The following is a 12,109-nucleotide window of genomic DNA, read 5'->3' as shown; positions in this document are numbered from 1 at the left end:
TATTATGAAAGAATTTGAATTTTTGAAAAGTGAACTTGATAAAATGAAAGAAAATAAGACATGGCAGCAAATCAAACAAATCGAAACGAAGCAGGGACCTTGTGTAAAGGTCAAAGGAGAAGAGGTCATTCAGCTTTCGTCAAATAATTATCTCGGCTTGACGTCACATCCGAGGTTAGTAGAAGCAGCCAAACGCGCCGCAGATGAGTTCGGAGCGGGGACGGGCTCGGTTCGGACGATCGCCGGGACGTTTACGATGCATAATGAATTGGAGAAAAAACTCGCAAATTTTAAGAAAACAGAAGCGGCCCTTGTTTTCCAATCGGGGTTCACAACGAATCAAGGCGTATTATCAAGCATTCTCACAAAAGAGGATATTGTTATTTCTGATGAACTGAATCATGCGTCCATCATTGACGGGATCAGACTGACAAAGGCAGACAAAAAGGTATACCGCCATGTTGATATGGATGATTTGGAAAAAGTGCTGAAAAAATCAATGAATTATCGCATGCGGCTGATCGTAACCGACGGCGTTTTCTCCATGGACGGCAATATCGCTCCTTTGCCTGATATCGTAAACCTGGCGGAGAAATACGATGCATTTGTGATGGTAGATGATGCCCACGCTTCCGGCGTGCTCGGAAAAAACGGAAGGGGAACCGTTAATCATTTCGGACTTGACGGCAGAGTGCACATTCAGGTGGGCACATTAAGCAAGGCAATCGGAGTGCTTGGGGGTTACGCCGCCGGATCTCAAGTTCTTATTGATTACCTGCGTCATAAGGGACGCCCGTTTTTATTCAGCACCTCTCATCCGCCTGCGGTGACGGCTGCCTGCATAGAAGCCATCGATGTTCTGCTGGAAGAGCCGGAACATATGGAAAGGCTTTGGAAAAACACGGCGTATTTTAAAGACAAACTGATTCAAATGGGGCTGACACTTACAAAAAGTGAAACACCGATCATCCCGATTTTAATCGGCGAGGAAGAAAAAGCCCAGGCATTTTCTGACCGTCTTTTGTCACACGGCGTCTTTGCTCAAAGCATTGTATTTCCGACTGTCGCCGAAGGAAAAGCGAGAATTCGCACGATCATTACGGCGGAGCATACGGAAGAAGAACTCGATCGGGCGCTTGACGTCATCCGGTCAGCTGCAAAAGAGCTTCAGCTCGTGTAGAGGGGGATATCCCCTCTTTTTTATTTCTTATTGATTCTTATTCTCAGTAAGGTGTACAATGATAGGCTGGCGGTTGTGCCAATCGGTTATAACCAGTATACTTGAGGGTGGAAGTTTCGGTTGAAAGGAGACATTCGAATATGAATGAAAAGCAAAAGCAAGAAAGCGGACAAGTGAATCCAGCGGACAAAAAATCCGAAAAGGATTACAGCAAGTATTTTGAAGCCGTATATATTCCGCCTTCTTTAAAAGACGCGAAAAAACGCGGCAAGGAAGCCGTTCAATATCATAACGATTTTAAAATCTCAGAAGACTTTAAAGGCCTCGGTGACGGCAGGAAGTTTTATATCCGTACGTACGGCTGTCAAATGAACGAACACGATACAGAAGTGATGGCGGGTATTTTTATGGCTCTCGGCTATGAAGCGACAAATTCGGTTGATGATGCCAACGTGATTTTATTAAACACCTGTGCGATCCGGGAAAATGCTGAAAACAAAGTGTTCGGGGAGCTCGGCCATTTAAAAGCCCTCAAAAAAAATAACCCAGATCTTATTTTAGGCGTATGCGGCTGCATGTCACAGGAAGAATCAGTCGTAAACCGCATATTAAAGAAGCATCCGTTTGTCGATATGATTTTCGGCACACACAACATTCACCGTCTGCCTGAGCTGTTATCAGAGGCTTATTTATCAAAAGAGATGGTCATCGAAGTGTGGTCGAAGGAAGGAGACGTTATTGAAAACCTTCCGAAAGTCCGCAATGGAAAAATTAAAGGCTGGGTCAACATTATGTACGGCTGTGACAAGTTCTGCACATACTGTATCGTGCCGTATACCCGCGGAAAAGAAAGAAGCCGCCGGCCTGATGAGATTATTCAGGAAGTGAGAAGGCTCGCGAGCGAAGGTTATAAAGAAATCACCCTTCTCGGCCAAAACGTAAATGCATACGGAAAAGATTTTGAGGATATGACGTACGGCCTCGGAGATTTAATGGACGAACTGCGCAAAATTGATATTCCAAGAATCCGATTTACAACGAGTCATCCGCGTGACTTTGACGATCACCTTATTGAAGTCCTCGCAAAAGGCGGCAACTTGCTCGACCATATCCATCTACCTGTTCAATCAGGAAGCTCTGAAGTGTTAAAAATGATGGCGCGCAAATATGACAGAGAGCGCTACATGGAGCTTGTCGGTAAAATCAAAGCGGCAATGCCGAACGCTTCCTTAACAACGGATATTATCGTCGGTTTCCCGAATGAAACGGACGAACAGTTTGAAGAAACGCTTTCCTTATACCGTGAAGTGGAATTTGACAGCGCCTATACGTTTATTTATTCCCCTCGAGAAGGCACACCTGCTGCGAAAATGAAAGACAATGTGCCGATGAGGGTCAAAAAAGAACGTCTCCAGCGCCTCAATGATTTGGTTAAAGAAATTTCAGCCAAAAAAATGAAGGAATATGAAGGAGAGACTGTCGAAGTATTAGTCGAGGGAGAAAGCAAAAATAACCCTGACATTCTTGCCGGCTATACGGAAAAAAGCAAGCTCGTCAACTTCAAAGGGCCGAAAGAGGCCATCGGCAAGATTGTACGCGTCAAAATCCAGCAGGCGAAAACATGGTCGCTTGACGGAGTGATGGCAGGAGAAGCAATCGAGGTGAATTAATAATGACGCTTTACTCTAAGAAAGACATTGTACAGCAAGCCCGGAATCTTGCAAAAATGATCTCAGAAACCGAAGAAGTTGATTTTTTCAAACGCGCGGAGGCGCAGATCAACGAAAATGAAAAAGTATCTGTGATCATTAATCAGATTAAGGCCCTGCAAAAGCAAGCCGTCAATTTGAAACATTATGAAAAGCTCGAAGCATTGAAGCAAGTTGAAAATAAAATTGACGCTTTGCAGGAAGAGCTGGAGGGCATTCCGGTCATTCAGGAATTCAGAGATTCCCAGCTTGAGGTCAACGATCTTTTGCAGCTTGTGGCACATACGATATCCAACCAGGTCACAAATGAAATCATCACATCGACCGGCGGCAACCTGCTCACGGGAGAAACCGGTTCAAAGGTGAAACATTCGAATAACAGCTGTTCCTTTTAACACGAGGCCTTTTTAAAGGCCCCGTGTTTTTTTGTTTTATTATAAACTAATTGAATTATGAACTAAATGTTCTATAGGGTTTTTGTCCTGCTTCCGCGAGAAACTTTATCAGACTTAAAAGTAAAGTTTCTGGGCAGGGCTGCATACAATGAAACAGAAACTTTGTATTTTTATATTTTCTTTATAAAAATGCACATTAGACGAATGCCCAGCATAAGATATCACGAAGAAGAACAAGGAGGCATAACGGAATGTCTGAATACAGGGAAATTATTACGAAAGCGGTAGTAGCCAAAGGCAGAAAGTTCACTCAATGCACCAATACGATCTCTCCTGATGAAAAACCGTCAAGTATATTGGGCGGCTGGATTATCAATCACAAATACGATGCTGAAAAAATCGGAAAAACGGTAGAAGTTGAAGGGTATTATGATATAAACGTCTGGTACTCTTACAGCGACAATACAAAAACAGAGGTTGTCACCGAAAGAGTTAAATATGTAGACGTTATCAAGCTCAGATACAGAGACACCAATTACTTAGATGATGAGCACGAGGTAATTGCAAAAGTACTGCAGCAGCCGAATTGTCTTGAAGTGACCATTTCTCCTAACGGAAATAAAATCGTCGTTCAGGCTGAAAGAGAATTTTTAGCTGAAGTGGTCGGTGAAACGAAAGTGGTCGTTGAGGTGAACTCTGACTGGGAAGAGGATGATGACGACGATTGGGAAGATGATCTTGACGAGGAATTAGAAGACATTAACCCAGAGTTTTTAGTCGGAGATCCTGAAGAATAAAAAAAGGCTAGGGGAGTTAAACACCCCAAGCCTCTTTTTTATATGAAGATATCACTCTTTTGTTTATGTTATAATGGGATGCGGAATAGAGAAACGTTGATACATAGTGAGGGATTAAATGATGGCTAGTTATACGCCTATGATACAGCAATATTTAAAGATAAAGGCAGAGCACCAAGATGCCTTTTTATTTTTTCGGCTTGGTGATTTTTATGAAATGTTTTTTGAGGATGCGAAAAAAGCTTCACAAGAGCTTGAGATTACACTGACAAGCCGTGACGGCGGTTCTGCCGATAAAATTCCGATGTGCGGCGTGCCGTATCATTCTGCGGCCGCTTATATCGAACAGCTGATAAAAAAAGGGTATAAAGTGGCGATTTGTGAACAGACAGAAGACCCGAAGGCGGCAAAAGGCGTAGTTAAGCGTGAAGTCGTCCAGCTGATTACACCGGGAACCGTGATGGACGGAAAAGGCATTCACGAGTCTGAAAACAATTTTATCGCTTCCGTTTCTGAATTTACAAACGGGTACGGACTGGCTTTATCAGACTTAACGACCGGAGAAAATTTAGCCGTTTTTATTGAGCGGATTGAAGATGTTATGTCGGAAATTTATTCAGTCGGCGCAAGGGAAATCGTTATTTCAAGCAAGTTTGATGAAAAAGCGGCGGTTCAGCTGAAAGAGCGGTGCGGTGCCACGATCTCAATCGAAGACGGAAAAATTGAAGAGCGGATCGACATTGCGAAGCATCTGCCAAGTGAAGAACTGACAGAAACTTTTATGCGTTTATATACGTATTTGCAGAAAACGCAAAAACGGAGCCTCGATCACCTGCAGCCTGTCCAAATGTATGAATTAGAAGAAGCGATGAAAATCGATCTGTATTCAAAACGAAATCTTGAGCTGACAGAGACGATCCGTTCTAAAAATAAAAAAGGGTCATTGCTCTGGCTGTTAGACGAGACGAAAACAGCCATGGGAGGAAGGCTTCTTAAGCAGTGGATCGATCGGCCGTTAATCAGGGCAGCTCAAATCGAAGAGCGGCAGGAAATGGTCGAGACGCTGATCAATCATCTGTTTGAGCGCGAGGATTTGCGCGAGCGGCTGAAAGAAGTTTACGATTTGGAGCGTCTCGCGGGCCGTGTTGCATTCGGCAACGTGAATGCACGGGACTTAATCCAGCTGAAAGAATCCTTAAAGCAAGTGCCGAGCATTAAACAGCTTGTGGCATCACTCCGTCACGAAAAAGCGAAAGAACGCGCCCGCCTGATTGATCCGTGCAGTGACCTGCTTGAGCTGTTGGAAGAGGCATTATACGAAAACCCGCCGTTATCTTTAAAAGAAGGAAACTTAATTAAAGACGGTTATCATCAAAAGCTTGATGAATACAGGGACGCCAGCAAAAACGGAAAAGATTGGATCGCCCGCCTTGAACAGCAGGAGCGCGCTTATACGGGCATTCGCTCTTTAAAGGTCGGCTTTAATAAAGTATTCGGTTATTATATTGAGGTCACAAAAGCAAATCTTCATTTGCTTGAGGACGGACGATATGAGCGGAAGCAGACGCTGACGAATGCCGAACGGTATATTACACCGGAATTAAAGGAAAAAGAAGCGCTTATCTTAGAAGCGGAAAACAACATCTGTGAGCTGGAATACGAGCTTTTTGCCGAACTGCGTGAAAATGTGAAGCAGTATATCCCGCGCCTGCAGCGCTTAGCGAAACATATGAGTGAACTCGATGCCCTGCAATGCTTTGCGACGATCAGTGAAAGCAGGCATTATACGAAGCCTGCATTTTCCGAAAATGAGGTCAAGGTGATTGAGGGAAGACATCCCGTCGTTGAAAAAGTGATGGACAGCCAAGAATATGTGCCGAACAATTGTATGATGGGAGAATCAAGAGAAATGCTCCTGATCACAGGCCCGAATATGTCAGGAAAAAGCACGTATATGAGACAAATCGCCCTCCTTTCCATCATGGCTCAAATCGGCTGTTTTGTGCCCGCAAAAGAAGCGGTCCTGCCGATTTTTGACCAGATCTTTACGAGAATCGGAGCTGCGGATGATTTAATTTCCGGACAAAGCACCTTTATGGTCGAGATGCTGGAGGCGAAAAACGCAATTGTGAATGCCACAAAAAACAGCTTGATTTTGTTCGATGAAATTGGCCGCGGCACCTCAACATATGACGGCATGGCGCTTGCACAGGCAATCATTGAATATGTTCATGACCATATCGGCGCGAAAACACTGTTCAGTACACATTATCATGAGCTGACTGTGCTAGAGGAAAAGCTTCCTCAGCTGAAAAACGTTCATGTGCGCGCTGAGGAATACAACGGGACGGTCGTCTTTCTCCATCAAATAAAAGAAGGGGCCGCCGATAAGAGCTACGGCATTCATGTCGCCCAGCTTGCCGAGCTTCCTGATGATCTGATCAGCCGGGCGCAGGAGATCCTGAAAGAGCTTGAGCAGTCAGAGAATAAACCGGAACTGCAATCGCCGCAGGAGAAAAAAACTGCCGTGAAAGAAGAACCGGCCCAGCTGTCCTTCTTTGAAGAAGGAGAGAAAGAAAAGAAGGCTCCGCCCATGTCTAAAAAAGAAAAACAAGTGCTGGAAGCCTTTAAATCGATCAATATTCTCGATATGACACCGCTTGAAGCAATGAACGAAATGTACAAGCTGCAAAAGAAATTGAAATAGAAAGAGGTGATCGACTTGGCAAAAGTCATCCAGCTGTCAGATGAACTTTCAAACAAAATAGCGGCCGGCGAAGTGGTGGAACGGCCGGCCTCTGTCGTCAAGGAATTAGTGGAGAATGCGATTGACGCAAACAGTACAGTCATTGAAATCGACATTGAGGAAGCGGGGCTTTCATCCATCCGGGTGCTCGATAATGGCGAAGGGATGGAGACCGATGATTGCAAACGGGCTTTCCGCCGCCATGCGACAAGTAAAATCAAAGATGAAAACGACCTGTTTCGGGTAAGAACTCTCGGATTCCGCGGAGAAGCTTTGCCAAGTATCGCGTCAGTCTCACATTTGGAAATAAAAACGAGCGTTGGTGAGGGAGCGGGAACGCATCTCATTCTCCAAGGCGGGAATATCATTTCTGAAAAGAGATCCTCAAGCAGAAAAGGAACGGAAATCGCTGTTACTAATCTGTTCTTTAATACACCGGCCCGATTAAAATATATGAAAACCGTGCATACGGAGCTTGGCAATATTACGGATGTCGTCAACCGGATTGCTCTTGCTCATCCTGAAGTATCGATCCGCCTCCGCCATCAAGGGAAAAATCTGCTGCAAACAAACGGCAACGGGGATGTGCGCCACGTGCTGGCGGCGATTTACGGGACGGCGGTCGCTAAAAAAATGATACCGCTCCATGCCAGCTCACTCGACTTTGAGGTGAAAGGTTTTATTGCGCTGCCGGAAATCACTCGAGCCTCCAGAAACTATATGTCGTCAGTCATTAACGGAAGATACATTAAAAATTTCCCCCTTGTCAAAGCGGTGCATGAGGGCTATCATACACTGCTGCCGATCGGCCGCCATCCGATTACGTTTATTGAAATCACGATGGACCCGATATTGGTCGATGTGAATGTTCATCCGTCAAAGCTTGAGGTCCGCCTCAGTAAAGAGACGGAGCTGCACGAGTTGATCCGCGACGGCATTAAGGATGTATTTCAGCAGCAGCGGCTGATTCCGAGCGCCCAGCTGCCGAAAAAATCAACACCGCCGCCGATAAAAAACGAACAGCAATTTATGACATTTGACGAAAGCGCGTCTGAACGAAAGCTGCCTGAAAAACCGCCGGAACCTTCCTATTCGCCGTTGAAGCTAAGTTCGGTTGTAAAAGAGCCAGAGCCTGTAAAAGAAGAAAATACTCTCACAGAGGAAGCGGAAAGTGAGCTGCTGCCGGAAATCGATCGGCCGGAACCGCTTCCAGAAGTGCAGGCTGCTTCAGAGGAACCTGTCTATGAGGGAGAGCCGTCAGAAAGAGTACCGGTCATGTATCCGATCGGCCAAATGCACGGGACATATATATTAGCCCAAAACGAAAATGGCCTGTACATCATCGATCAGCATGCCGCCCAGGAACGGATTAAATATGAATATTTCCGGGAGAAGGTCGGGCAGGTTGAGCCCGAGGTGCAGGATATGATCGTGCCGCTCACCTTTCATTATGCTGCAAATGAAGCGCTCATCATCGAACAGCATCAGCAAGAACTTGAAAGCGTCGGCGTATTTTTAGAAGCATTCGGCTCTAACAGCTACATCGTCCGCTGCCATCCGGCCTGGTTCCCAAAAGGAGAAGAAGCCGAGCTGATTGAAGAAATTATTCAGCAGGTGCTGGACGCCAAACAGATCGACATTAAAAAGCTGCGGGAGGAAGCGGCTATTATGATGAGCTGCAAAGGCTCTATCAAAGCGAACCGCCATCTGCGCAACGACGAAATCAAAGCACTTTTAGACGACCTGCGCCGAACGACAGATCCATTCACATGCCCGCACGGCCGCCCGATTATTATTCACCATAGTACGTATGAGATGGAGAAGATGTTTAAGCGCGTGATGTAATAAACTGAACCGCGAACCTGAAATTGCTAAAAAAGATTTTGGCAGAATAACGGCACACCATTTTGTTATAGATAAGGTATGATGGTAATAGGTAATAAACAGGCAGGCGCTTTCCCGCAGGGGAGGGCGCTTTTTCTATTGAGGAGGGATATTATTGAGCGGCATTGGCACACCGTCTTACGAAGAAGTAAAACAATGGATGAAACTTGATCCATGCGGTAACGGAATAATGTCTATGTCTAGTTTGCAACGGCGGTTTAAAATCGGTTACATGAATGCTGCAACACCATGGAGCGGCTGGAAGAGGAAGGGATTGTATCTCCTTGGGATGGCTCTAAGCCGAGAACAATCTTAGGAAAAGAAAATAACTAATTATGCTACCGTTCTCTTTTAAATCGCTGAAAATGAATCCTTTTGACCACGTTGAAAACAATTGTGATTTTTTCTTCCAAAAGCTTCTGAAAAAAGTGAAATATATACTGTTCATTCTATTAAAAAAGACCCGATTGATTTATATGACCTATCGATCTGTCCCATGTTATATTTTCTTTCCCTTCCGTTAATATGACTTCTGACTAATCAGAAAATACTCTTTTTTCATCATTATTTCAAACGAGAAACTTTATATACTTGATTCAAGGAAAGGGGGGGGCATAAAGCAGGAAACGAGAAATAAGTTGTCTGTTGTTGGCCTATTGATCTCACACTTATTAAAAAATCTCGAGGAGGAAATTTGAATTGAAGAAAAAAATAATCACATCCGTCACCGCTATGATGGTCGCTACTTCCTGTCTGCCTGTTTTAACCCACGCTAAAGAAAAAGTGGCTGAACCCACTGTTTCATCAGCACCCGCTGTTAACGAAACAATGAGCCTTAAACAGCTTAATGCTAATGCCAGCACTGGTATCCCTGGTGTTAATTTCAACGTGAATCTTGACGTCCTCGGCATAGCAAATTCAATCCGAGATGCTGTTGTGCAAAACGCAAATCGAAGCGGTTTTGTCAAAAACATGATGGAATCTACCTTTTACTCTGCGGGACAGAAATATAATGTCATGGTATTTAATTTAAGCCAGAATTACGAAGATCATTTCAATGGGGTCAAATTCTATGGATCTGCCGTTCTTAACGGAGTGGTGTACGGCATCTGGGTGTTTGAAAGCGGAGAATTCACCAACAAAGGAGATGGCGGTTGGGATAACTGGGCTTTCAGAGGCTGGTTTGACAGAAATGACAAACATGTCACATTTCGTAAACCGTAAACCGTAAACCGTAAACCGTCAAAAAAGGTGTGCAACTTTATCAACTGCACACCTTTTTGACGTTTTGTTGAAAGCAAATTTAAGGCCGATCAGTCAAATAAAGTTCCTTATCAACAAGTAAGGTTTATTTTATGTTGATAAGGATGCACCCTTTCGATGTTACACATTGCAATGCTGCAGAACAATTTATTGAATAAAAAACGGGATATAACTTAAGCATCCGCCGGTGTTTTTTTGTCTTACGACTGCCACCTATTTATGAAAGACACTCTTGTTCGACAAATTTTGCGAATGGTTCCTTTCTTCTGCTCCTTAACCGGTAAAGGTGGGAGGTGAGTGTATGAAACCAATTTAATGATTTCCTAGAAAAACAAGGGCATAGAGCGTGGTACGATATAGAAAAAGATATGCAAGAGGAGTTGTGGCGGATTGGTAGAAAGTACAATGTGACGGGGCCTACTGTATTCCATGAGTATATGGATTGGAGAGCGAGTCAACTGAAGAAGTAAAAACAAGCATCCTTCGGGTGCTTTTTTATGTTCTCTGTAATCTGCATCCGGTAAATCAGTCATCGGTATTTACTGAATTTGTTTCAAATATAGTTTATAAGAATCATTTATAACGCTTTACCATTCTTCCACCTCTAATAGTGTGTTAACATGTTTTAATAAATCGGTATCTTTACAGCTAGTACCAGTAAAGGGGAAATAAATTATTATTAGAAAGTTGCGGGTAGGCAAAATATTTTATGTTTTATAAAAAATAGGTGTGTTTATAAACAAGCATCCGGAATTATGCAGATGGAGGAAATCAAAATGACTAATAAGAAAATTATCTTTGACATCATTATGTACATCATTTTCGGTGGGGTAAGTGTTTACTTATTTTCGCAAACTAATTTTGGAACAGGTGCGTTGATTTGTATTATCGTAATTTATCTTGCTGTTATCGGGTATAAAGTCAAACAGTTAGTCAGTCGGGCTGATTCTTAGGGTGCGTTAAGGGGGATTAGTAAGTGAAAAGGAAAAAAATTTTCGCCGGTGTTTTGGCTGTGTCAATCGCTGCAGGTACAGTTTTACCAACAAGTTCTGCGTTTGCTAAAAGCATTGAAGCGCCATCCTATGGACAATTAAACAAGGATTTTAATATCACAAGTGAAGTAATTAAGGATGGCGGCAAACTAGTGAAGATTCAATACGCCAAACAAGGTGAGAAACACAAAGCTGTGCTTAATGCAAAAGACCATACTTGGAACGGTGTCCGGTCATACAAAAGAGTCTAAAAATGCAATCACCTTAGAGGCATCTTTATATGGAACAATTCCCGGGATTGGATGGGGTGATAAAGCTGCGGGTGTCTTGTTTGCTTACTGGACTAAAGAACGAATCCCTGATGCTTATTACAAATATGATTTATATGAAAAAGGTGCAATGACTAACTCATGGTATCAATATACTACGACTCAATTTTTTGAAGATAAAGCTCATAAAAAACTGATGGGTAAACCTTGGACAAGTAGTCCATCCAAAATTGATTTGCCTAATAGCTAACTAGGAAAGCAGGTGTTTAAGCCTGCTTTTTTATATTCTCTGTAAACTGCATCCTGTAAATCTCAGGTGAGACTATGGGCGGTTAACAGCTTGAGTACGGGGACAGTTTAGAAAGAATATGAAGGAGGATAAGCATGAGTGTCATAAAAGGATTGACGCATTGCACATTCAGACCACTGAAAAAGTGTACTGAGCCGCCGTTGGGTGTAATCCCCAATTGGTTGCATAATGAACGCAGAGCAGAAGATTTAAAGGCGGCTATTAATAGATACATTGATACAAACTGCGAGATTCCCGCTGAATGGGTTGAAGAATATAATTTGTTGATTAGGTCGATTAGAGCTGAAGGAGAGAACAAATGAAATTATTATTAGTCCAAGCTGATTCTTATTTGACGAATGAAACTAAGGAGAAGCTAAAGAAGGATGTCGTAAACGCACTCAGACAAGAATTCTTAGTTTATGATAAAGGGTTACATGTGCAAGTTGTTGAGCGGGGTGGCGTTTTGGCCTTTCCCTGTCGCTTCTTGTATTGCCTGAAAATCTGCCAATAAACGTCTCATTAGCTTATGTCAGCGCATATTCATTTGAAAGGTTGTTATCCAGCTCACCAATTTTTTGTATT

12 protein-coding genes are annotated in these 12,109 nt (G+C 43.4%); all 12 read left to right on the top strand.

Annotated features, from left to right (window positions below; all coding sequences use genetic code 11):
* Position 1: 1 nt before the first annotated feature.
* Positions 2 to 1,180 carry a glycine C-acetyltransferase gene (locus KY305_RS05040; RefSeq protein WP_214799908.1) on the top strand — a complete coding sequence of 393 codons (1,179 nt, stop codon included), beginning with the start codon at positions 2 to 4 and terminating at the stop codon, positions 1,178 to 1,180.
* 140 nt (positions 1,181 to 1,320) lie between these two features.
* Positions 1,321 to 2,850, top strand: coding sequence for a tRNA (N6-isopentenyl adenosine(37)-C2)-methylthiotransferase MiaB (gene miaB, locus KY305_RS05035; protein WP_214799189.1), 1,530 nt, complete (start codon positions 1,321 to 1,323; stop codon positions 2,848 to 2,850).
* Between the two features lie 2 nt (positions 2,851 to 2,852).
* Positions 2,853 to 3,284: a regulatory iron-sulfur-containing complex subunit RicA gene (gene ricA / locus KY305_RS05030; RefSeq protein WP_214799187.1), complete on the top strand. Its 432-nt coding sequence runs from the start codon at positions 2,853 to 2,855 to the stop codon at positions 3,282 to 3,284.
* Between the two features lie 251 nt (positions 3,285 to 3,535).
* Positions 3,536 to 4,081: an outer spore coat protein CotE gene (gene cotE, locus KY305_RS05025; protein WP_223061648.1), complete on the top strand. Its 546-nt coding sequence runs from the start codon at positions 3,536 to 3,538 to the stop codon at positions 4,079 to 4,081.
* A gap of 121 nt (positions 4,082 to 4,202) precedes the next feature.
* Positions 4,203 to 6,788, top strand: coding sequence for a DNA mismatch repair protein MutS (gene mutS, locus KY305_RS05020; protein WP_223061873.1), 2,586 nt, complete (start codon positions 4,203 to 4,205; stop codon positions 6,786 to 6,788).
* A 15-nt stretch (positions 6,789 to 6,803) separates the two neighbouring features.
* The gene (mutL, locus tag KY305_RS05015; protein WP_223061647.1) at positions 6,804 to 8,672 is read left to right on the top strand and encodes a DNA mismatch repair endonuclease MutL; all 1,869 of its coding nucleotides are present in this window, start codon (positions 6,804 to 6,806) and stop codon (positions 8,670 to 8,672) included.
* A gap of 771 nt (positions 8,673 to 9,443) precedes the next feature.
* Complete coding sequence (locus KY305_RS05010) at positions 9,444 to 9,935, top strand: stress response protein YvgO (RefSeq protein ID WP_396021509.1); 492 nt, start codon at positions 9,444 to 9,446, stop codon at positions 9,933 to 9,935.
* A gap of 815 nt (positions 9,936 to 10,750) precedes the next feature.
* Positions 10,751 to 10,927: a hypothetical protein gene (locus tag KY305_RS05005; RefSeq protein WP_045506830.1), complete on the top strand. Its 177-nt coding sequence runs from the start codon at positions 10,751 to 10,753 to the stop codon at positions 10,925 to 10,927.
* Between the two features lie 23 nt (positions 10,928 to 10,950).
* Entirely contained in the window at positions 10,951 to 11,217 is a 267-nt protein-coding gene (locus KY305_RS19920; protein WP_262417606.1) for a hypothetical protein, read from the top strand.
* Positions 11,168 to 11,485 carry a hypothetical protein gene (locus KY305_RS19915; RefSeq protein WP_262417605.1) on the top strand — a complete coding sequence of 106 codons (318 nt, stop codon included), beginning with the start codon at positions 11,168 to 11,170 and terminating at the stop codon, positions 11,483 to 11,485. Before KY305_RS19920 ends, KY305_RS19915 begins: the two co-directional genes overlap by 50 nt.
* A 134-nt stretch (positions 11,486 to 11,619) precedes the next feature.
* On the top strand, positions 11,620 to 11,847 hold the full coding sequence (locus KY305_RS04995) for a hypothetical protein (protein WP_223061645.1): 228 nt from the start codon (positions 11,620 to 11,622) through the stop codon (positions 11,845 to 11,847).
* Positions 11,844 to 12,038 carry a hypothetical protein gene (locus tag KY305_RS04990; protein ID WP_223061644.1) on the top strand — a complete coding sequence of 65 codons (195 nt, stop codon included), beginning with the start codon at positions 11,844 to 11,846 and terminating at the stop codon, positions 12,036 to 12,038. The genes KY305_RS04995 and KY305_RS04990 overlap by 4 nt, the downstream gene beginning before the upstream one ends.
* The last annotated feature ends 71 nt before the right edge of the window (positions 12,039 to 12,109 follow it).

Origin of the sequence: Bacillus sp. YC2, from assembly GCF_019891195.1 — a bacterium.
Taxonomy (GTDB): domain Bacteria; phylum Bacillota; class Bacilli; order Bacillales; family Bacillaceae; genus Bacillus.
The sequence above is the reverse complement of the archived record's forward strand: the minus strand, read 5'-3'. Positions and strand labels throughout refer to the sequence as shown.